Genomic DNA, 20,153 nt, shown 5'->3' with positions numbered 1-20,153 from the left:
TCATCACGCACTTTCTGTCTTGATCCAGCGTCTAACTACAGCCACGGCTTGCTCGGGATCTTGTGTCACAAGCTCGTTCAATTGGGCGATGAGAGGTGCCATTCCGCCAGGCGGTCCGGCTGCAGCCTGGTGAGAGACTTCAAGGCGCGGCTGCGGTGTGGCTCCATTGGATTGAGACGTCGTAGCGGCTTCCACATGTCGACTGGCGATCGCATTCGTTGCCGATGGGACTGCAAGCGCAGGCAATCCCTCCGTCGGCGCCGCGATCAAGACACGCGCAAGCGGCCGCGCGCCAAACCAAATGATTGCCAGCACCGATGTCACCAGCGTCGCCGCAGTCAGTATGGTGCTCAAAGAGTTGCCGAAGGCGGTCCCCCAATCCGACGTGCCTTCATCAACCGATATGGCATCTTTCTTCTGGAAGATCTCAGAGACAACGGTGATCCGATCTCCGCGCTCCGCGTCGAGACCAACCGTGCTTGATGCAACTTTTTCAATATCCCCGAGACGAGAGGATAGTTCAGCGTCGTCAAGTGGCGTTCCATCAACCTTCTTGAGGCTTGCCTTGTTGACTACAATCGCGAGGCTTATGCGATCAATACGATAGCCCTCCCTTGTGGTCTGGACCGACTTCGAACTGATCTCGAAATTCGTGGTCTCGTCGCGGCGCTGTGTCGACTTCTGCGACTGATGGCCCTGAGCACCATCACCAGCACCCGGGATGTTCTGCTCCACACTGACCGTCGTATCGGCTGCACCGTCTTTTGCATTCCCCGTTTCCTTCACCACTCGGGTTGAACGCTCCACTTTTGAGGCTGGGTCAAACGTATTTTCGCTTGTCGTGCTCTGATCTGCATTGAGACGTACGAAGACGCTCGCCTGGAAGTTTTCCATTCCCAGAAGCGGTGTCAGGGTTTTTTCCAGGTTCTCGCGCAATTGCTGTGCGAAGGCATTTTCTAGACTCAGAACCCTATCGGCGCTGATGTTGCTGCTTTCATCCCCAGCGGCAAGAACGGCGCCATCGGAGCTGACAACCCGCACATTATTCAAAGAAAGCGCGGGTACTGCCGCTGCAACGATATTCCGAACCGCTTCCACTGGCGCCCGATCGGCGGGCACGCCGAGCTTGAGGACCACAGAGGCTGTTGGCGCATATGCCGAGGGCCGAAGCCCGCTCTTTTCTCCCATAACGAGGTGGACTCGCGAAGACACGATGCCTGACATGCTATTTAACGTGCGCATGATCTCGCCCTCCAGCGCGCGCACGCGAGAGATCTCCTGCATAAAAGTCGTCAACCCCAATGGCCCGATTTTGTCGAATAGTTCATAGCCTGCATCTGAGCTTGCTGGCAGGCCGCGCTCGGCAAGCACAGCGCGTGTCCGCGCTACAGCGCTTGAGGGCACCGAAACTTTTGTGCCGTCGGTCGCCAAATCAAATGGTATACCGATCTCTGAAAGAACCGAGGCGATCCGGCTTGCGTCGGTTGCGGAAAGACCGATGTACAGAAGCTGATAGTCCGAACGGGCGATCCAGTAGCTACCGACGGATATGGTTGCAAACAAAGTAAGTCCGGCCACAGCCAACATCACAAGCCGACGCGGCCCCAATGCGGCTAGGTTTTGGCGGAGCTGCTGCAAGGTACGTGCGAGATTCATGTTCTGCCGATATTCATGACAGACTGAATGATCGGCCGCTTTCCTTGCGTGGACTTTACGAAGGCAAACGCCAGCCCCGCCTGTCGGCAGGACTGGCGAACAAAAATTCCTCGCGTTGCGTTAGCGGAACAGCGAAAGGATATTCTGCGTCGAACTGTTGGCGATGCTCATAGCTTGAATGCCGAGCTGCTGTTGAACCTGCAGCGCCTGCAGCTTGGTCGACTCTTCGCTCATATCGGCATCAACAAGCGTGGAGACGCCTCGATCGATCGCCTGCATAAGAGAACTTACAAAGTCTTTCTGCAAACCGACCCGCTGCTTCACCGAACCAAGGTTGGTTGCAGCCGTCGTCATTTCCTTGACCGCGGAGTCGACGCCCTTAATATAACCTTCAAGCGTTGTCAGATCGGCGGCGCTATCGGTCAGTGAAGAAATATCCATTGCCGCCACCGAAGTGCCGGATGCCGCAATAGCCCCCGTATTATCACGCAAACCATCGATAATTCCCACGGATGCAGCGTTGGAATCGTAGAGCTTGATCCCGGCGGTAGATACCGAGATCGTACCAACTGATACGTTGCCGCTAACATCACGGGAGAACGAGGCAACAATGGTCTTTGTTGCGTTGTATCCGCTTGCCGATGAGTCGACCGACAGCCAGTTCTGGCCTGAGAAGGTCGCAGACTCAGAAATATTCCTCAGCTGGTTCTGCAGTTCGGAGATTTCGCTTTGGATCTTCACGCGATCAACGCCAGGTTCGCGCGCGGCGACAAGCTTCGCCTTGATCTCACTTGAAACATCGATGGCGCTGTTAACAGCTGTATAGGCGACATCAACCGTGGCGCTGCCAAGCCCAAGGGCATCCTTCACCGTCGAAAGCGCCTTGTTGTCGGAACGCATCGTCGTGGCGATGGACCAGTAGGACGCATTGTCCTCTGCGGTGGCGACCCGATAGCCGGTGGAGATACGGCTCTGGGTTTTCGCCATTTCTTTGTTGGTGTTCTGCAGCGACTGCAGTGCAGTCATCGCGGCAAAGTTCGTCTTGATACTATCCATGGACCTGTCCCTTATGGAGCTCAAAATTTGGGACATTCCGGACCGACCGGCACGGCGAGGCGGCTTCATGCCTTTGAGGACACCCTCAACCCGACGTGCCGAAAACCTACGCTCAACATGTTAGTGAAGTGTAATTTGCCCGATCTCGTGTCAGGCAACACCGATCCCCAATCATTTATATGATAAAGGAGTCGTCGTCAGATCACTCACTCGGAGCGGCGCTAGGATGTCTAGCCATTGCGGAACAAGGACAGGATATTCTGGGTTGCGCTGTTTGTGATGCTGAGCGCTTGAACGCCCAGTTGCTGCTGAACTTGAAGCGCTTGCAGCTTGGTAGACTCTTCACTCATATCCGCGTCGACAAGCGTGGCAACACCGCGATCTATTGCGTCCATCAGTGCCTTCACGAAAGTCTGCTGCAGACCGATGCGCTGTTTGACGGATCCAAGACTGCTTCCTGCCGCAGTCATATCATCGATCGCAGCGTTTGCTCCCTTGATATACTCCTCCAGCGTTGCGATGTCCGCCGCTCCGTCGGTTAGACTCGATATGTCTATCGTATCAACCGAGAACGTGCCGCTTACAGAGAGCGCCCCGGTCGCGTCGCGTTTGCCGTCTAGAATACCGTCAGCACTGACAGAAGCGTCAAATAGCTTGGTGTCGTCGACATCGAACGTTATCGTTCCGATATCGATCGTACCGTCGGAAGATCGTGAGAACGAAGACACGACCGACTTCGTGGCATTATACCCGGCAGCGGAGCTGTCCACCGACAGCCAGTTCTGCCCCGAAAAGATCGCGGAATTTCCTATGCTCTTCAGCTGAGATTGCAGTTCGTTGATTTCGTCTTGGATGCGTCCACGATCAACTCCTGGTTCGCGCGCGGCTACCAATTTCGCTTTGATTTCGCTCGTCACATCTATGGCGCTGTGAAGCGCGGTATAGGTGACATCGACTGTGGCGCTACCAAGTCCGAGTGCATCCGTTACGGTACTCAGCGCCTTGTTGTCAGAGCGCATTGCAGTCGATATCGACCAATAGGCTGCGTTATCCTCCGCCGAAGATACCCGGTAGCCTGTAGAAACGCGCTGTTGCGACTTCAGTAATTCCTTGTTGGTCGCCTGAAGAGCCTGCAACGCGGTCATCGCTGCAAAGTTTGTCTTGATGCTATCCATATGTTCCACCTAGGAGCGCTGTTCTGTGCATTGCGTGCGGACGGCATCGCGTTTGCCAAGCCGCGCGACCCAGCACTCGCAACACCGAATCATGAGCGATGATATGGCGCAAAGCGCTGTCGAAGCATCCACTTATTGACGATCAACCGACCGCGTCCGCCAGCAGCGCAAGCCTCACTCAAGCATAGGACTTGATGAGCGCTGCAACGAGAATGCTCCAGCCGTCGATCAATACGAAGAACAAGACTTTGAGTGGAAGCGAAAAGACGATCGGCGAGACCATCATCATGCCCATCGACATAACGATGCTCGCAACCACGATGTCGATCACCAAGAAAGGCAACGCGATGAGGAAGCCAATCTCAAACCCCCTGCGCAGCTCCGATACGATGAAGGCGGGAACCAGAACCTGAATGCCTTTCCCGTCTGCGGGTATTTCGCTTTCCGGCCCATGCCTGACCAAACCTTGAAACAGGACGGTATCCTTCTCACGCACATTTGCACTCATGAAGGTCTTGAACGGTTCGGCCATCTTCTCGACGGCCTCCTGAGTTGCAAGCTTTCCCTCCATCATCGGCCGTAGACCGGTCTTCCACGCCATCTCGAACGTCGGCGCCATCACAAACCACGTCATGAACAGCGCCAAATTGATGAGAATGATGTTGCTCGGAGTTGTCTGCAATCCAAGACCCGCGCGTAAGAATGAGAGAGCAACGATGAAGCGCGTGAAGCAAGTTGCCATCATGAGAATGCCCGGTGCCACCGAAAGAATCGTGAGCACCAACAGCACTTGCAGGATTCCGCCCGACACCGTCGGCGCACCTTCCCCGAAAACATCATTCAGATTGACTGCTTGAGCATGAGCACACCCTGGCCCAAGCATCAGGAACGCTAAAACGCACATCGAAAAGCCAATTACTCGATAACAAGCGTTCTTATTAGGACGTCGGTTCCTGGCTGCTCCGTGCGGATGCTCGCTATCTCCTTCAAATCCTCCTTTAGAAACTGGAGATTCGTACCGCCAACAAGTTGTGCTGCTTCCAGCGTGCGCATATATCCCAGAAAGTCCTGCGCGAGCTGTGCGCCATAGCGCCCTTTGTCGGAAAACCCAACCGGCAAAATCACCGACACTTCCAATCGCACCCATGGCGCATTTTCTCCCCGCAGATTGGTGATGATCGATGGAATTTCGAGAACTACCGACGCAGCGTCACTTAACTGAAATTTCTCTGATGCACCGGTTTCACATGCTCTCTGATCGACGTGCGCGCCGGTGGGCGAGGTTTTTGCGTGGAACCAAGCGCTGCCAAGGCCCGCGCCAGCGCCGACGAACGTTACGGCCAGAAATGCCAGGGCGGTTCGAACAATGCTCAAGATTTAGAGCCTCATGTCGTGATCTTCAGCCTAGCAGCCGATCGCCCCTTCTGGCCGATTAGAACGGCAGAACCTGATCCAAGACTTGCTGTCCCCAAGCTGGTTGCTGCACCTCCATCACGCGGCCGCGGCCCCCAACGGAAATTCTAGCCTCGGCAATTTTCTCGTAGGGCACCGTGTTGTCAGTAGCGATATCGCGCGGGCGTACGATGCCGCTGACGTGCACAATCCGCAGTTCGTAGTTCACCCGCACCTCCTGCGACCCGCTGATCACAAGATTTCCGTTGGCCAATCGTTCGGTCACCACGGCAGCCATCCGTAGATCCAGCTTCTCTTCGCGCTCTGTAGCGCCTTTGCCTTGCGCGGAAGTGGCGCCCTTCGCGTCGAGATTAACTGATCCCTTGCCGGACCTGTCGATACCGAACATCGCTAGAAGAAAGTCGAGCGAACCAGACATCGCACGTTTTGCATCGCGCGATCGTTCGGAGCTGCTGTCAAGCGAGGCCCGGTCTTTCATGTTGATCTTTATGGTAAGCACGTCGCCTGGACGCTCCGCACGTGGATCTTGAAACAGTGAAGCGGACGAATCACGCCAAGTCGTTCCAGGCGAGGGCTGCGGATCGGCCGGCACTGTTTCGCCGATGGACCCGACCTGATCGACAAGCAGTCCCGTTCCCACCGGCGTCAGCATCGGTTCCCGTCCCATTTCTTCAGGTGCCACGCTGCAAGCTCCGCACAGCAGACTGAACATCCCAGCAGTCATGAACCAAGCGTTCCTCATGGCTGGGCTCGAGTGGGCTCCGCTGCAGGAGCAGGTGAGGATACCTTCCTCGCAGTCACGTCCGCCGATCCCGCTAGGTAGGCCGTCAATCGACCTGCGGCCTCTGTCTGCATTTCCGCTAAAATTGCGCTCGTCACTTTAGGTGGTAGCTTCAAAAGGATGGCGGCAGACACATCATCGCTCACCCCGATCAACCTCTGCGCCGCAGCTTCAGCATCCATAAGTGCATAGACGTCGACGAGATTATCGGTGGCACGATCCTGAAACGCCTTACGCAGCCTGAGCCATTCCTTCTGCTCTGCCGTCGCCGCCTTCAATTCTGCAAGCTTCGTCTCAATCTCCGCCTTCAGCGCCAGCGCACGCCGCTTCTCCTCAGCCAACTTTGCTGCGATCGCCTCATCGACAACAACATGGCAGTACTCGCGCGCCAGAGACGTATTGGACACCCTCACCTGTTCCTCGCTGGAACGATCGGAGCGTTCCTCGACGGGCTCGGCCTTCTGCGATGGAGGAGGTGCAACATCTTTCGTATCGCCGGTCACCGAAGCTTCGCCTTGCGGAGCCGCCGGCTTTTGCGAAGGCGAATGTGTCTGCGATCTATTTGCGGCAACATTTGCCTGCGCAGCAGGTGACTCATTGAGCACCACGGGTCGCTGCGGAGTTCCGACTTCAGTCGCTCGGCTGATGGGTGCAGCCATTCGCACATCAGGCTTCCAACCGTTGACTGCCTGGCCTTGTGCCGCCCCTATCCTCATGCTCGCTAAGCTGCACACAACGAAACAAAACGTAGCTCGTTCAAAAGCCCGCCATCGTTCTCTCGCCCGATTGCGCTTCCTCACACGCCTCATCATTGAACGACAAGCTCAGCTTGAAGAGCGCCTGCTGACTTAATTGCCTGCAATACGGCTATGATGCCGGTCGGCTTCAGCCCCATTTGGTTGAGGCCAGCGACCAAATCCTGAAGGCTCGCTCCAGTGACGATCCCCATGCTGTCGCCTTTCTGAGAGACGTCTACAGCGGTCTCGCTATCGGTGACCGTACGTCCTTGCGAAAATGGCGCAGGTTGAGAAACTAGCGGCCGTTCTGTCACGCGAATGTTCAAGCTGCCATGAGAAACCGCAACCGGCATAATCTGAACGTCCTTGCCGACAATAATTGTGCCCGTTCTCTCATCGATCACGACGCGCGCTGGAACGTCGGGACGAACCCGCTCGTTTCCGATTTCTGCAATTAGCCTGGAGATCGGCATACGCGGCGGCACCTTGATCGCAATACGTCTGTTATCCAGTTCGCGCGCAATCGGCCTGCTGAACCGCACACGCGCCATGCCGTTGATGGCGTCTGCCACCTGCACTGCGGTGTCGTAGTCGGGATTGCGCAGTTCAATCACTACAAATCCCGATTGATCCAATTGCGCCGGCGAGGCGCGTTCGACCAAAGCACCGTTGGGTATTCGCCCTGCGGTTGGCACCCCTTGCGACACCATCTCGTTGCGGCCTGACGCTTGAAATCCGCTTACTGCGACCGGACCCTGAGCCACCGCGTAGATTTGACCGTCCGCCCCCTGCAGTGCCGTCATAAGAAGGGAGCCTCCAGAGAGCGACGTTGCGTCACCCATGGACGCGACAGTCACGTCCATTCGTCCGCCCGGTGTGGCGAACGGCGGCAACTCTCCCATCACCATCACGGCTGCGATATTTCGCGTCCGTGCATCCATGGTTCGAATATTTACGCCCATTCTGTCGAGCATGGATTGAATGGATTGCTGCGTGAATGGCGCGCTGCGCAGGCTATCTCCAGTTCCATTGAGGCCAATGACTAGCCCATAGCCAAACAAGTGATTGCCGCGCGCGCCCTGCACCGAGACAATATCCTTGATCCTGGTATCATTTCCCCCGTCGGCGAAAACTGGTTCTGCGCCGATCAGCAATAAGCACAACGCCGCTATAATTGCCTTCATGGCCCAACCAGGCTTAGCGTGTGCGCATTCGTGATCCTGGCCCGCACGATCCGGCCGGTATCGCTGTTGCGCACAGAGATCACATCGCCGATGCTGCCCGACTGAATTGCAGCACCGGTCAGGACGATCGAAATAGACCCAGACAAATAGCGGATAGAAACCGGCTGCCCTTGCTTAACAACAAAGGAGGCGCGAACCGCATCTCTGCTGATGGGCTGCCCCGGCACCAGGGTTCTACGAGCAACGAGCCCGCCTAATTGTTCCTTGGAGGTAAACACCGCGTTCCTAATTCGGGCGCTGGACCTCAGAACTTTGGTCGTCAGCAATCCGGCGTTGATCTCGTCGCCTGGGTAGATCGCCACCTGCGGCACGACCACTTCGATCTTCTCCTGCGATGACAGCGATTGGGCACATTGCGCCGGGCGGCTCGCCGAAACGCCAACGCTTGTGGAAAGAACAGCAATCCCAATTGCGCGAGAAGCAGCGCCCAACATCATCGCAGCCCCTTGCTGATCGTTCCGTACATTTCGTCGGCGGCCTGAATCACCTTCGAGTTCATTTCATAGGCGCGCTGACTAGAGATCAACTCTGTGATTTCCTTCACCGGATCGACGTTTGAGGCTTCCAGATAGCCCTGCTTGATTACGCCAAACCCATTGGCCCCAGGCACCCCTGTGACGGGCGCACCGGAAGCGCTCGTCTCCCGGAATAGATTTCCGCCGAGCGCTTCGAGCCCGACCTCGTTAGGAAAATCGACAACAGACAACACACCAAGACTTGTCAGGTTCTGAGCATTTTCAACCCGCGCAAAAATTTCCCCAGACTCGTTGACAACAATCTCTGTCGTACCCGCGGGCACGACCATTGCTGGCTGCACCGTGTATCCGTCCAAGGTCACGATCTCGCCTGTGGCGCTCTTGTTGAATGCACCCGCGCGGGTATAGAGCGTCTCGCCATCTGGACCTGAGACCTGAAACCAGCCGCGGCCGTTAAAAGCCAGATCGAGCGAATTTCCCGTCTTTGTCATTGCACCTTGAAGGTGCAGATTGCGAACCCCTGCGGCTCTGACACCTAAACCAACCGAAACGCCCTCGGGGATTGGATTGGCGTCCGTGACGTTCACGACGCCCGAGCGCCGATCGGTCTGATACAGCAGATCGCTAAATTCAGCCCGCGAACGCTTGAACGCGGTCGTATTCACGTTGGCGATGTTGTTGGCGATCACGTCAACTTGGGTCTGCTGGGCCGCCATTCCCGTAGCTGCAATGTAGAGTGAGCGCATGTCCTGCCTGTCAAATCTGCATTCTGGTGAGTTCAAGGTAAGCCGCGACGATTTTGTCGCGCACGGCGGCCGTCAGTTGGATCTTTTGCTCAGCGTGCACGACGCTGTCGACGGCCTTTTGAAGCGGAACTTCTCCGGTAAGCGCTCCTATGGCGCTCTGCTCAGCACCTCGAAGAGATTGATCCACATCCTTCATCATAGTTTTGAGAACGTCACCGAAGCTCATATCGGAAGCGGACAACCCCGCTTTAGCCAGCGTCGTCGATCCGGGCGCTAAAAGCTGTGGCGTGCTCTCAAAACCAACGGACCCGGAAATCTTCATGACGTCGTCCTCAGCAAATCAATAATCGCGTTCACCGCGTCTCTTGCGTTCTTCACCATTTGAAGATTTGCCAGATAACCTCGATTTGCCTCGCGCATATCACCCAGTTCAATGAGCGGCTCGACGTTTGGATACTTCACAAATCCCTGCGCATCTGCCGCGGGATGGCCCGGCTCGTGTTCGACGCGATATGCGGATTTGTCGCGCCCTCCTTCGGAGGCGTGCACCAATTCCGCCCCGACAAAATCACTGAAATCCGAGCGGAAGCTCACGGTCTTGCGTGTGTATGGATCACTGCCAGCAGCCTGTCCGGTCGAATTTGCATTGGCCAAATTCTCGGCAACGATGCGCAATCGCTCCGACTGCGCAGACATCCCGCTTTGAGCTATTCGCGTCGCTGCGAGCAGAGGGTCCATCATCAGCCTCGCATAGATAGAGCTATCAGACGGTTGAAAGCCTTTGTCAGTCCTGCGTTGAGCATTTGCTCACGCGTCACCGCGCCGGCTTCCATGAGTTCATTGTCGATGCTGACATCGTTTCCCGAGCGATACGACACCGAGCCAGATTTTGCCGTCTCCGCGCCCGGCGTCGGTCGTCCCAGCGACAGCCAACCGTCGTTACCGACATCCGCTCGATCCAGCTCTTGAGCAAAAGAGCCGATTGATTGCGTGCGATATCCCGGCACGTTTGCGTTTGCAATGTTGGAGGCGATCGCCGTTCGTTTCTCGGCGAGCCAATCGGAGTGACGCGAGGCCACGGAAAAGAAGTTCGAAAGCATCATGCTCACAGCGCCCATCATAGACCCAACAAGAGCGTCGGCTTATTCGCTTGCGTCAGGCTTGTTGGATAGCCATAGCGTTGGAGCGGGAGCGAGAATCGTCACCATCTCAGTTCTCTAGAGATCTCGCAATGTGACGATTTCCAATCCTCCGCAACATGAGAAGAATGTTGGCGACCGCAGCGTAGAACTCTTGCGGTATCGCCTGATTGATCTCTACTGCGCTATATAGAGATCGCGCTAGCGCCCTGTCTTCGACAATCGGAATGCCATGCTCTTGCGCGACTCGCCGGATTTGTAGCGCCAGAAGATCTTGCCCCTTGGCCACCACCGTCGGCGTCCCACCTTCGCTGCGCATATAACGAAGAGCCACCGCAAAGTGGGTGGGGTTTGTCACCACAAGAGTTGCGCGCGGCGTTCCAGAAATCATCATTTTTCGCAACCGGCTCCGGGCGATGGCGCGGCGGCGATGCGACATCACCTGATCTCCTTCGGATTGCTTTGCTTCGTCCTTTACCTCCTGACGGGTCATCCGCAACCGGCGTGTCCAAGAAAAGCGGCTAAACAAAACATCCGCGACAGCCATAACAGCAATGCCCGCACTCGCAGGCACCAGAACGTCAATCGTGGTGGCCGTTAGCAACGATGGAAGTTGCTGCGGCCGGATAAAGAGCGCGTCCTGCAGCGTGGCACTGTGCGTCGAGACGAAAAGCGCGCCCACGCCTCCAAGAAATCCAAGTTTTACTATCCCCTTCGCCAGTTCGACGAAACCACTCGCACTTGCAATTCGCCTCCAGCCGGAAGAAATGGAAATACGCTCCGCCTTTGGCATCAGCCGTTTCCACGAAAAGCGAAAAGGCGTTTGGAGAACTTGAAATAATACACCGGTGACGATGAGAAGCATCGGCAATGGTGCAACAGGCGGAAGGATCTCCCCCAACAGCGCTCGCAACAAGAGCGAGACATCCGCAGCCGAGTTCAGCCGGAATTGCTGGGGGTGCTCCATGAAGGACGAAAGGCCCCCGGCGATACGTTCGGACGCTGCAAGCGACATCCAGGTGATGATCGCCATGAGTGCCAGGACAAATCCTAAATGCGACATCTCGCGGGATATCGGTACGTTGCCAGAGTCAATTGCATCCTCGCGGCGCTTTTCGGTTGCCTCCTCTGTCTTACTGTCCTTGTCCGGCGCTTGCGACATCTCTACCCGCCCTTACATTTCAGAGGGCAACTCAAGCGCACCGGTGGCCGCCAAACGCAAAACAACTTCGACAGCCACCTGCCGAGCGGCGGCCACCGCTCTAGCATTTGGCTCCACGGCGTTTTGAATCTCAGATTCCGCCATACGCCGCGCACGTGCGGACATCACCCCCAGCACGCAGTTCTGGAATTCTCCATCCGTTCCGTGGAGGGATAGCACAAGTTGATCAACGGGCATCTGCTCGACAACCGCCGTTAGCGCCTTGGCTGCCAGTCTCGGCAGATCCTCGAACCGGAACAGCATCTGCTCGACGGCCTTGGCGTCGGATGGAGACTGCACCCGCAATCGATTGATCACGTTGGACGCTCGTGCGCGATCAAGTCTATTTAGAATCGAAGCCAGCTCTATGCGGCCTTGTCCCCCTCTAGCGCCTTTGTCTTTCATTAAATCTTCCGTCAGCGCAATTTCGACGGCTCGCACGATCTCAGGGGCCGGCTGCCCCTTTGACAGCATACGTGTCAGAAGGTCGGCGCAGATATCTCCATCCAGGTCCTGCATTAGGAGCGCTACTTGCTCGGACTCCATGCGAGACAAAATGAAGGCTGCGACTTGGGAATGCTGAACAGCCAGATACGACTTGAGTTCTTCTATGGGCAGCTGATTGATGCTCGACCAAAGATCTTTTGGAATGCGCTCGAGCTCCTCAGCATTGGCTGGCGGATCGTCAATCGCCTCAAGGCCAGCCTCCACGATAAGTTTTCGAACCTCGTTAGTGGTTCCTAAAAATTTAATTCCGTCACTGAAGGACTCTTTGAAGCTCCCGATGACGCCTGCAAGCATCTCGGGCGTTACGGACGCCAATTGTTCGGCGCCGCTCGCAATCAACCTGACTTCATCTGGATCGAGGCGTTTCAACAGCTCGACCGCCTTTTCGCGCTGCACGGCAAGCAGCAGGAGCGCGGCTTTTGTCGCGCCGTCAATCCCATATTTCATGTTAACATTGTCGGCCGCTCCTCGGGGAGCTAGAACCTTCATGTGCGTTTTATCGGCAGCACGTTGCGCGGCTTGTGAACTCCAGCTAACTCAGTGAGCTGAACGCCAAGTTGCGAAGTACTCTGATCGGCAATGACCAGAATGCCTCGCGCCAGAATTTGTCCGTTGACAACAACATCGACGGCTTCCCCTACCTTGCGATCGAGCGTCAGCAAATGTCCGGTTTTAAGTGCCCGCAATTCGGACACAGGCAACGTCACAGCCCCAACAACGATTTTCATCGTGACTGGGATTTTCAGAATGGATTGCAGCTTACGTGTATCGTCACCAACCGATTCTGACCGTTTCGTCGCGATGCTCCCAGACCCTCCGCCAAGCGTCGGCAAGGCTTCTTCGGCCGCTTGAGAAAGTTCTGATGCGAATTCGGCAATGGAGTCCGGCCCGAGCGCGTCCCTCGCCTCCCCTTCTGCAATTGTCATCGTTCTGCCACCAGCGAAGCTCCCACCATTTTAGATTCCGTGTCAAAGATGTCGTCCCATATTTGCACGCACATCCATCCGTTCATTCGGCCAAGTTCTGCGCGATAGAGTGGTATGTCGTTTGCGACCACCTGCACCCGTGAGGAGGTCGTAACGTCGAGTAGGACAGGCATGTCCAACGACCACTCAAGGATTTCGTCCAGATCGATTAGCTGCTCACACAAAACCGCAGAAACACCAACTTTGACCGATGGCAGCGGCTCTTGCGCGTTTTCGCCACTTCCCATTACCTGCGATTTGCCTTGTGTGGGGCTCGCCGCACATTCTTTTGCCGAGCCGGAATGCAGCCTACAGGCTTCCACAACACTATCATTCGCCGCTATCTCGATGAGCGTAGACCCTCCATCGATCTGCATCGACACAACAGATAATTGCATGTCTGGAGGGAAGCGCCCCAACACATCGGCTTGAGTGCCGACCACAAACTCCGCACCGTCCAAGCTGATATTCAGCTCATCGAGCGTGTCTGACAACTGCTTCAAAATCCGCGCGATGACAACGCGCGCAACAGCGAGCTCGACACGTGAAATTACGCGTTGCCCAAACGGCTTGTTCTCTGGCATTCCCCCTAACGCTTCGCCTACAAGCGTATCGAGTGCGGACGCGCTCAACCGCAGAATAAGCCAGCCTTGTGCCGATCCCGCAACCGCCAAGACGGAGTTGTCGGCCGCGGATACAAAGCCTGAGATCCGCTCCGACCTCGCGGCACATAGTGCGGGCGTGCTTCCTGCTATTATTGGCTCAAGGCCCGCCTTTACTGCGCCAACGGCGATTTCGGCCAAAGCCGCGCAATCGTTGTCGCTATCGCTCAATGTGCGTGACGCTGTTTGAAGAGCCTTCACGAATACAGAGATTTGCTCGTCGGCAAACGCCGTTTGCCCCGTCGCGCTCATGCAGCGCTCGCCGCCGCCGTTGCGGTGGACGCTGCCCCGATCGTCGCGGCCTCGACCTCATCGATGCCAGGGCGCTCCGCGCTAGAGATCGTTTTGCGACCGTGTTCTATAGCGACTTGGGGAATGGCGCCGTTCATGAAGGCCAGGAGAGATTGCTTGACCACGACATAGAGGCGCATCCGTTTCTCACGCACCGCTTTTAGCTTCGTGGCAATCGGCGACACGAGGCTGTAGGAAAAGAAAATTCCGGCAAAAGTGCCTACCAGAGCCGAGGCAATCAGCTTGCCAAGAACTTCGGGAGATTCGCTAATTGCACCCATCGCCTTGGTCACACCGAGAACGGCCGCGATGATGCCAATAGCCGGCAACCCGTCTCCCACGGCGGTCAACGCGTGGTAAGCCTTCAACCGATCGTGCCGTATTGTCTCGATCTCCTCCTCCATAAGCGCTTCGATTTCATGCGTCCGTGCGTTGCCTATGATAAGCAGGCGCATGTAGTCACAGATAAAGACGGTGAGATCCCTGTCCGCCAACACTTTGGGCGATCGGGAGAAGACATCTGAGGTATCGGGCTCATCTATCAGCGCTTCCATCTCTGCGCGCGACCGTGTTCGCACAGCGCGCATCAATGAGAACATTAAAGCCAAAACTTCAACATACTCCTGATGCGTCGGCGTTGCCTGCTTGAACGCTTCCATCAGCCCGGCGCCGCAGTCCTTGATGACCTTCATCGAGTTGGCGACCACAAACGTGCCAAGCGCAGTTCCAAGGATGATCACGTACTCCCATGGCTGCCAGATCACGATCACATGCCCACCCATCGCCATGAAGCCACCCAGCATACAAATGAGCGTGACGACGATGCCAATTATGATGGTCATGGATATTCCTTCTCGGATCGACACTTAGCCTGCGAGGTTCGGCTTGCGTGAAGCTGGATATCTGGTCCAGGCGCAAGGTCGGCTCAAGCAACGGGTACCAGAATTCCGCTGGACAGCGAGGGCTCCCATGGTTCCGACATTAACGAGCTTCAGACAGATTTCCAAAGACGTCAGCGCGTCGCTGCGGTCGGTCGCAAATGATCGGATGGTGCAGCGAGAAACGGCTTACTACGAAGCTAAGATATCCGACATAAAATCCATCGACGACTTTATGGGCGACAAACGCATCTATGCCTACGTGCTCCACGCTTTCGGCATGGACGATGTTGCCCCCTCCAAAGCTCTTGTCCGCAAAGTCTTGGAAGGTGGGATCGATGACAACAAATCCTTGGCGAATTCCTTGTCCGACTCTCGTTTCCGAGATTTGACAGAAACCTTCAATTTCGCGCGTTACGGTACGGCGACGACGTCGTTCACCCGCACTCAAAGCGGACTTCTCGATCGCTATATGCGCGCGACGCTGGAACAGAATGCCGGACAGATTAATGAGGGTGTTCGTCTAGCGCTCTATTTCCAACGCAAGGCACCACAGATCACAAGCATATATCAGGTGCTAGGGGACAAGGCGCTCTACAAAGTCGTTGAGACCGCCCTGTCGTTGCCGTCGTCGCTTCCTGCTGTGGGCGTTGAAAAACAGGCTTCGATCATTGCCGAAAAGCTCGACGTCTCGTCTCTTCAAGACCCTGTTACGCTCGACAAATTCATCGCACGCTTTTCCAACTTGTGGGATCTGGCACAGAACACAACTGGTTCTTCGGCGGCGCTGCAATTGTTCCAGGCCAGCTCCACATCAGGCATCTCCATGGACACGCTCGCCTCCATTCAGAATCTGAATGTTCGGAAGTGGTGATATGCAATCCAACCTATACATTTCCTTGTCAGCGCAGCTTGCGCTACTCAATCGCATGGAGAGCGTGGCGCAGAACGTCGCCAATGTCTCGACGCCCGGATACCGAGCAGACCGCATTTCATTTCAGGAATACCTTTCAACACGGACCGATGTACCGACGAGCTTTGTGAACGAGGGGCCACACTATATATCGACCGAGAGCGGCGCAGTGGAAAGGACAGGGAACCCCTTTGACATTGCAGTAAGCGGCGATGGCTGGCTGGGCGTATCAACGCCACAAGGTCTCGTTTATACGCGAGACGGCCGCTTCAGCTTGAGCCCGCAAGGAGAGCTCGTCTCAGTTCAAGGCTATCCGCTGGTCGATATTGGGGGTAGTCCAATTCAGATTAATGCCGGTGGACCAGCGCCTTCGATCGGTAAAGACGGATCGATCTCGCGGAACGGTCAGACTCTCGCAACAATCGGTCTCTTTCGCATTTCGCCTGACGCTCGGCTTCACCGCGGCGCGAATGGCAGTGTCATACCTGATCGCCCAGCTGAGCCACAGATCGACTTCAACGCTGCCTCGATCACGCAAGGATACGTCGAACGCTCCAACGTCGAGCCGGTCAAGGAGATGACGCATCTCATCAGCATTCAGCGCGACTTCGATGCCATCTCGAACGCCGTCTCGGAAGTCGAGGATGGACTACTGAATGCCATCCGCACCCTTGCCTCATGAGCCAGCTTAAAACAAATGACCGATAGACTGAGCGCACTCGGTCGAGCATCCAAGAGCTGGGCCACCAAATCCCGTGACGTCACCGTGATGGGCCAAGTATGCGAGGCCGGAACAAATCACCTACGCATAGAAGGGCTTTCGCAGTTTGCTATGGCCGGTGATCTCGTCAGCATCGCTGATCGTGGTGGTAGCGATATGGCGGAGGTCGTGCAGATCGATGCAGCTAGCGTCCTCGCTATTCCCTATCGGAAGCGCGGCAACATCCGACTGGGCGCAACAGCCACGCTCGTCGGACGGCTACGCGTTTACCCACATCGCTGCTGGTTGGGGCGGGTCGTCGATCCCCTCGGCACCCCACTTGACGATGCTGGTCACATGGAACGGGGCCCAGAAGCGATAGAGATCGATCGAGATCCGCCACGCGCGCTCGACCGCAACCGCGTCCTCACACCAATACATACCGGCATCAAAGCCATCGACGCATTTATGCCGATTTGCGCAGGACAGCGGATCGGTATTTTCGCCGGAACAGGCGTCGGAAAATCGACCCTTCTCTCCATGTTTTCGCAAGTTCCAGACATATCGGTCGTCGTCCTCGCTCTGGTTGGCGAACGCGGACGCGAGGTCCGAGAGTTCCTCGAAGATATACTTGGAACGCGACGAGATCGGGTCGTCGCTATTGTATCTACCGGCGACGACAGCGCGGCGCTGCGCCGAAACGCACCCAAAACAGCAATGAGTGTCGCCGAATATTTCCGCGACCGGGGTGAGCGCGTTCTTCTCATGATCGACTCAGTCACCCGGTTCGCCCATGCACAGCGCGAATACGCGCTTTCGGCCGGCGAACCTGCAGTCGCACGAGGCTATCCACCCAGCGTCTTCGCTGAGATTGCCAAACTTCTTGAACGCGCAGGCCCCGGACCGCTTGGCACCGGGGATATCACCATGATTGCAACGGTTCTGGTCGATGGAGACAACCATAATGATCCGGTGGCCGATGCGGCTCGCGGCATCCTCGACGGACATATTGTTCTGGACAGAAAGATTGCTGCATCTGGCCGTTGGCCTGCAATTGATTTGCTGGCATCGCTATCGCGCTTGGCGCCAAAAGCGTGGAGCGCATCGGAACAAAGAGTCGTTCAGACCGCGCGCGCCGCGATCGCAAATTTCGAAGACACGCGGGATCTGCGCATGATCGGCGGATATCAGCCCGGCAGTGACCCGAATTTGGATCGCGCCATAACTGTCACGCCGAAGATCTACGAATTGATCCAACAAAAGCCCGACGAAATCGAATCTGGCGATATTATCGCCCAAATCTCGGGCATCTTGAAGCTTTAGACTTGGTGTTTCTGCTCGCGGTCATCTTGCCTGCGCAGAGCCAATAATCGCATCTTTTCCTTCATAATCTGCGCATAAAGTGCATCAGCATCTGTCGTATTTGGCACGGTCGCGCTTGGCAATGCATCCATAAAAGAGGTTGCGCGGGGCACGTTCTGGCTCAAGACCTCGGATCCCACATCGGCCGAAATTGCGAAGGACGGTTCTCCACGGAATACCGTTGGCGGCGGTGTAGAACGTTCGGCACCAATCCAAGCGACCTCTGCGAGCCGCCGCGCGGTTAGCCCGGGCAAACTTTGGTTACCCGCCTTGTCGTACTGCACGAAAATGCGGCGAACCTCGCCCAAGTCGCCGGCCCGCACGGCATCGCCTAGCCCCGCGTTCATCCAGGCTGTACCAGCGTTGAACGTTAAAGAAGTGAGAGCGGCTCGCAGCCCTTCCGCAACATTAGGAGCGAATTTGTCAACGAGCGCCTCCGACTTGGCTATCTCAGCCTGAAATCTGCGCTCAGCCTCCTCAGCGGTGATCATCTCTCCGGCAAATCGGGCCTTGGTTCCATATCCATTCGAATTTTGCGCGTAGTCCCACTTGGCCTGCGCGGAGAAACCTTCAAAGCGCTTAATGGCATCGAGATAGGAAGTCTGCATATTTCGTCCCTGGAGTCGTCTAACTGCGACAGCCTATCCAATGGGGCTTGCATCAGCCCGACCTCCAGTGCGCCGATCCAGTCAAGCTTTTATCTTATCCCATCGCATAATCGCTCTGATCGTTTCGCATGCTGCAAAAAGAGTTGTCATCTGTGGTCTGATCCGGCGACACTCGCAACGAACCCGCGGTGATACGCTCCTTCGTTATGAGCAAGTCATTGAATTGATGCCCTCACGTGGCACACCGCAAATGAGGAGGCTGCATGAGCGCAAAAGCACACCCAAAATGGCGGGTCGGGGAGCTTTCTCTTACCTCGAAAGTTATCGTGGGCATGTGTCTGGGGCTCATCACGGGCGTCATTCTCAACCTGCTCGCTTCACCGGTCCTGAACGAATACCTCGTCTCGGGTTTATTCTCGATGATCGGAAAGATGTTCCTCAACGCACTCAAGATGCTCGTGGTGCCGCTGGTCGTCTTTTCGCTGATATGTGGCGTGGTGGGCATCGGTGATCTTCGCACGCTGGGGCGCGTAGGAGGCAAAGCTTTCGTACTCTACATCGCAACAACCGCCTTAGCCGTGTCTGTTGCAATCGCTCTGGCACACTTCATCGGCCCAGGATCGGGGTTCGATATGTCAAACGTTGCGACGTCAGGCATGACTGCGAAGGCTGCGCCAAACGCCTGGGATGTTTTTGCCGATGTCGTTCCGGATAATCCGGTCGCAGCACTCGCAGACGGCCGAATGTTGCAGATCATCTTCTATGTCATTGTAGTTGCCGTCGCCGCTCTCATGCTTGGCGACCGTTCGAAGAGCTTTGTTGAAGCCTGCGAATACTTGAACGAACTCTCGATGAAGATTGTCGAGATCGTCATGGCTTTCGCGCCCTATGGCGTCTACTGCCTCATTGCCAAGACATTCGCCCAGGAGGGCGTCGGCCTCTTCGTGCCCGTCATTGCCTACGTCGTGACGCTGACAAGCGCCCTCCTGTTGCACCTGTTTGTCACGTTGATGATCCTTCTCAAGGTCTTCTCCGGCCTCGATCCGATTACGTTTTTACGAAAGTTAAGGCCCGCGCAGGTCTTCGCATTCTCGACAGCGAGTTCCAACGCCACGATCCCGATCACCTTTCAATGCGTGACCCAGCGCATTGGCGCAGATAATTCAGTTGCGTCCTTCACCGTGCCTCTGGGCGCCACCATTAACATGGATGGCACCGCAATCATGCAAGGCGTGGCAACCGTGTTCTTCGCCAACGTCTATGGCGTTGACCTCGGCCTGATGGGTTATGTCACCGTTGTCCTGATGGCAGTCCTCGCCTCAATCGGCACGGCTGGCGTTCCCGGCGTCGGGTTGGTGATGCTGACGATGGTGCTGGGCCAAGTGGGTCTACCCATCGAAGGCATCGCCATCATACTCGGCGTGGACCGCATCATGGATATGATCCGAACCGTCGTGAATATCACCGGCGATGCCGTTGTTTCGTCCATCGTTGCCAAAAGCGAAGGAAAGCTCGACCTCGCCATCTTCAACGATCCCGAAGCCGGCGCGTTGTCGACAGACGAGTTGGAAATAGACCTTGAAGCAGAAGCCCGTCTCGCCGCAGCCGCGCGTCCGCACCGACAGTCTGAATAGGACGGTGCT

The 20,153-nt window shown here is 56.2% G+C and carries 23 protein-coding genes; 4 read left to right on the top strand and 19 right to left on the bottom strand.

Annotation, left to right across the window (positions count from 1 at the left end):
• Positions 1–3: 3 nt before the first annotated feature.
• From fliF to motA, 18 genes are all read right to left on the bottom strand, one after another.
• A complete protein-coding gene (fliF, locus tag R3D51_07825) occupies positions 4–1,656 on the bottom strand; it encodes a flagellar basal-body MS-ring/collar protein FliF (GenBank protein ID MEZ5899388.1) in 1,653 nt (550 codons plus the stop codon).
• Between the two features lie 120 nt (positions 1,657–1,776).
• On the bottom strand, positions 1,777–2,712 hold the full coding sequence (locus R3D51_07820; protein ID MEZ5899387.1) for a flagellin: 936 nt from the start codon (positions 2,710–2,712) through the stop codon (positions 1,777–1,779).
• Between the two features lie 230 nt (positions 2,713–2,942).
• Positions 2,943–3,887 carry a flagellin gene (locus tag R3D51_07815; protein MEZ5899386.1) on the bottom strand — a complete coding sequence of 315 codons (945 nt, stop codon included), beginning with the start codon at positions 3,885–3,887 and terminating at the stop codon, positions 2,943–2,945.
• A 178-nt stretch (positions 3,888–4,065) separates the two neighbouring features.
• Positions 4,066–4,698, bottom strand: coding sequence for a flagellar type III secretion system pore protein FliP (gene fliP, locus R3D51_07810; GenBank protein ID MEZ5899385.1), 633 nt, complete (start codon positions 4,696–4,698; stop codon positions 4,066–4,068).
• Between the two features lie 104 nt (positions 4,699–4,802).
• The gene (locus R3D51_07805; protein ID MEZ5899384.1) at positions 4,803–5,261 is read right to left on the bottom strand and encodes a flagellar basal body-associated FliL family protein; all 459 of its coding nucleotides are present in this window, start codon (positions 5,259–5,261) and stop codon (positions 4,803–4,805) included.
• Positions 5,262–5,319: 58 nt separating this feature from the next.
• Positions 5,320–5,982 (bottom strand): flagellar basal body L-ring protein FlgH, encoded by a 663-nt coding sequence (locus R3D51_07800; protein ID MEZ5899383.1) that lies wholly within the window; start codon positions 5,980–5,982, stop codon positions 5,320–5,322.
• 56 nt (positions 5,983–6,038) lie between these two features.
• Positions 6,039–6,740, bottom strand: a complete 702-nt coding sequence (locus R3D51_07795) for a hypothetical protein (protein ID MEZ5899382.1) — start codon at positions 6,738–6,740, stop codon at positions 6,039–6,041.
• Between the two features lie 149 nt (positions 6,741–6,889).
• Positions 6,890–8,002, bottom strand: coding sequence for a flagellar basal body P-ring protein FlgI (locus R3D51_07790; GenBank protein MEZ5899381.1), 1,113 nt, complete (start codon positions 8,000–8,002; stop codon positions 6,890–6,892).
• The gene (gene flgA, locus R3D51_07785) at positions 7,999–8,496 is read right to left on the bottom strand and encodes a flagellar basal body P-ring formation chaperone FlgA (GenBank protein MEZ5899380.1); all 498 of its coding nucleotides are present in this window, start codon (positions 8,494–8,496) and stop codon (positions 7,999–8,001) included. Before flgA ends, R3D51_07790 begins: the two co-directional genes overlap by 4 nt.
• Positions 8,496–9,284, bottom strand: coding sequence for a flagellar basal-body rod protein FlgG (gene flgG / locus R3D51_07780; GenBank protein ID MEZ5899379.1), 789 nt, complete (start codon positions 9,282–9,284; stop codon positions 8,496–8,498). The genes flgA and flgG overlap by 1 nt, the downstream gene beginning before the upstream one ends.
• 10 nt (positions 9,285–9,294) lie before the next feature.
• On the bottom strand, positions 9,295–9,606 hold the full coding sequence (locus R3D51_07775; protein MEZ5899378.1) for a flagellar hook-basal body complex protein FliE: 312 nt from the start codon (positions 9,604–9,606) through the stop codon (positions 9,295–9,297).
• On the bottom strand, positions 9,603–10,025 hold the full coding sequence (flgC, locus tag R3D51_07770; protein ID MEZ5899377.1) for a flagellar basal body rod protein FlgC: 423 nt from the start codon (positions 10,023–10,025) through the stop codon (positions 9,603–9,605). Before flgC ends, R3D51_07775 begins: the two co-directional genes overlap by 4 nt.
• Positions 10,025–10,387, bottom strand: a complete 363-nt coding sequence (locus R3D51_07765) for a flagellar basal body protein (protein MEZ5899376.1) — start codon at positions 10,385–10,387, stop codon at positions 10,025–10,027. The genes flgC and R3D51_07765 overlap by 1 nt, the downstream gene beginning before the upstream one ends.
• A gap of 106 nt (positions 10,388–10,493) precedes the next feature.
• Positions 10,494–11,585 carry a flagellar type III secretion system protein FlhB gene (locus R3D51_07760; protein MEZ5899375.1) on the bottom strand — a complete coding sequence of 364 codons (1,092 nt, stop codon included), beginning with the start codon at positions 11,583–11,585 and terminating at the stop codon, positions 10,494–10,496.
• A 12-nt stretch (positions 11,586–11,597) separates the two neighbouring features.
• Positions 11,598–12,578, bottom strand: coding sequence for a FliG C-terminal domain-containing protein (locus R3D51_07755; GenBank protein MEZ5899374.1), 981 nt, complete (start codon positions 12,576–12,578; stop codon positions 11,598–11,600).
• A gap of 38 nt (positions 12,579–12,616) precedes the next feature.
• Complete coding sequence (locus R3D51_07750) at positions 12,617–13,057, bottom strand: FliM/FliN family flagellar motor switch protein (protein ID MEZ5899373.1); 441 nt, start codon at positions 13,055–13,057, stop codon at positions 12,617–12,619.
• On the bottom strand, positions 13,054–14,010 hold the full coding sequence (locus tag R3D51_07745) for a FliM/FliN family flagellar motor switch protein (protein MEZ5899372.1): 957 nt from the start codon (positions 14,008–14,010) through the stop codon (positions 13,054–13,056). Before R3D51_07745 ends, R3D51_07750 begins: the two co-directional genes overlap by 4 nt.
• Complete coding sequence (gene motA, locus R3D51_07740) at positions 14,007–14,891, bottom strand: flagellar motor stator protein MotA (GenBank protein ID MEZ5899371.1); 885 nt, start codon at positions 14,889–14,891, stop codon at positions 14,007–14,009. The genes R3D51_07745 and motA overlap by 4 nt, the downstream gene beginning before the upstream one ends.
• A gap of 127 nt (positions 14,892–15,018) precedes the next feature.
• Between motA and R3D51_07735 the strand changes: the two genes are divergently transcribed.
• Genes R3D51_07735 through R3D51_07725 form a run of 3 tightly spaced genes read left to right on the top strand, consistent with a single transcriptional unit; the run spans position 15,019 to position 17,863 of the window.
• Positions 15,019–15,801 (top strand): DUF1217 domain-containing protein, encoded by a 783-nt coding sequence (locus tag R3D51_07735; GenBank protein MEZ5899370.1) that lies wholly within the window; start codon positions 15,019–15,021, stop codon positions 15,799–15,801.
• A 1-nt stretch (position 15,802) separates the two neighbouring features.
• Positions 15,803–16,522, top strand: a complete 720-nt coding sequence (gene flgF / locus R3D51_07730; protein ID MEZ5899369.1) for a flagellar basal-body rod protein FlgF — start codon at positions 15,803–15,805, stop codon at positions 16,520–16,522.
• Positions 16,523–16,537: 15 nt separating this feature from the next.
• A complete protein-coding gene (locus tag R3D51_07725; GenBank protein ID MEZ5899368.1) occupies positions 16,538–17,863 on the top strand; it encodes a FliI/YscN family ATPase in 1,326 nt (441 codons plus the stop codon).
• Here the strand turns inward: R3D51_07725 and R3D51_07720 are convergent.
• On the bottom strand, positions 17,860–18,510 hold the full coding sequence (locus R3D51_07720) for a glycoside hydrolase family protein (GenBank protein MEZ5899367.1): 651 nt from the start codon (positions 18,508–18,510) through the stop codon (positions 17,860–17,862). The two genes, R3D51_07725 and R3D51_07720, sit on opposite strands and share 4 nt — an antisense overlap.
• A 263-nt stretch (positions 18,511–18,773) precedes the next feature.
• Here R3D51_07720 and R3D51_07715 point away from each other — a divergent pair, with 263 nt between their 5' ends.
• Entirely contained in the window at positions 18,774–20,144 is a 1,371-nt protein-coding gene (locus R3D51_07715; GenBank protein ID MEZ5899366.1) for a dicarboxylate/amino acid:cation symporter, read from the top strand.
• The last annotated feature ends 9 nt before the right edge of the window (positions 20,145–20,153 follow it).

The organism is Hyphomicrobiaceae bacterium (assembly GCA_041397645.1).
GTDB lineage: Bacteria > Pseudomonadota > Alphaproteobacteria > Rhizobiales > Hyphomicrobiaceae > Hyphomicrobium_B.
Note: the sequence above shows the minus strand (reverse complement) of the source record. Positions and strands in the feature narration are given on the sequence as shown.

Bases quoted from the DNA above. Each gene is read 5' to 3' on its own strand.
- flgG (MEZ5899379.1), bottom strand. From the start codon at position 9,284: ATGCGCTCACTCTACATTGCAGCTACGGGAATGGCGGCCCAGCAGACC.
- flgA (MEZ5899380.1), bottom strand. From the start codon at position 8,496: ATGTTGGGCGCTGCTTCTCGCGCAATTGGGATTGCTGTTCTTTCCACA.
- R3D51_07745 (MEZ5899372.1), bottom strand. From the start codon at position 14,010: ATGAGCGCGACGGGGCAAACGGCGTTTGCCGACGAGCAAATCTCTGTA.
- flgF (MEZ5899369.1), top strand. From the start codon at position 15,803: ATGCAATCCAACCTATACATTTCCTTGTCAGCGCAGCTTGCGCTACTC.
- R3D51_07735 (MEZ5899370.1), top strand. From the start codon at position 15,019: ATGGTTCCGACATTAACGAGCTTCAGACAGATTTCCAAAGACGTCAGC.
- R3D51_07750 (MEZ5899373.1), bottom strand. From the start codon at position 13,057: ATGACAATTGCAGAAGGGGAGGCGAGGGACGCGCTCGGGCCGGACTCC.
- R3D51_07795 (MEZ5899382.1), bottom strand. From the start codon at position 6,740: ATGGCTGCACCCATCAGCCGAGCGACTGAAGTCGGAACTCCGCAGCGA.
- R3D51_07725 (MEZ5899368.1), top strand. From the start codon at position 16,538: ATGACCGATAGACTGAGCGCACTCGGTCGAGCATCCAAGAGCTGGGCC.
- R3D51_07775 (MEZ5899378.1), bottom strand. From the start codon at position 9,606: ATGAAGATTTCCGGGTCCGTTGGTTTTGAGAGCACGCCACAGCTTTTA.
- R3D51_07820 (MEZ5899387.1), bottom strand. From the start codon at position 2,712: ATGGATAGTATCAAGACGAACTTTGCCGCGATGACTGCACTGCAGTCG.
- fliF (MEZ5899388.1), bottom strand. From the start codon at position 1,656: ATGAATCTCGCACGTACCTTGCAGCAGCTCCGCCAAAACCTAGCCGCA.
- R3D51_07790 (MEZ5899381.1), bottom strand. From the start codon at position 8,002: ATGAAGGCAATTATAGCGGCGTTGTGCTTATTGCTGATCGGCGCAGAA.
- R3D51_07815 (MEZ5899386.1), bottom strand. From the start codon at position 3,887: ATGGATAGCATCAAGACAAACTTTGCAGCGATGACCGCGTTGCAGGCT.
- R3D51_07715 (MEZ5899366.1), top strand. From the start codon at position 18,774: ATGAGCGCAAAAGCACACCCAAAATGGCGGGTCGGGGAGCTTTCTCTT.
- motA (MEZ5899371.1), bottom strand. From the start codon at position 14,891: ATGACCATCATAATTGGCATCGTCGTCACGCTCATTTGTATGCTGGGT.
- flgC (MEZ5899377.1), bottom strand. From the start codon at position 10,025: ATGATGGACCCTCTGCTCGCAGCGACGCGAATAGCTCAAAGCGGGATG.
- R3D51_07765 (MEZ5899376.1), bottom strand. From the start codon at position 10,387: ATGATGCTTTCGAACTTCTTTTCCGTGGCCTCGCGTCACTCCGATTGG.
- R3D51_07760 (MEZ5899375.1), bottom strand. From the start codon at position 11,585: ATGTCGCAAGCGCCGGACAAGGACAGTAAGACAGAGGAGGCAACCGAA.
- R3D51_07720 (MEZ5899367.1), bottom strand. From the start codon at position 18,510: ATGCAGACTTCCTATCTCGATGCCATTAAGCGCTTTGAAGGTTTCTCC.
- R3D51_07755 (MEZ5899374.1), bottom strand. From the start codon at position 12,578: ATGAAATATGGGATTGACGGCGCGACAAAAGCCGCGCTCCTGCTGCTT.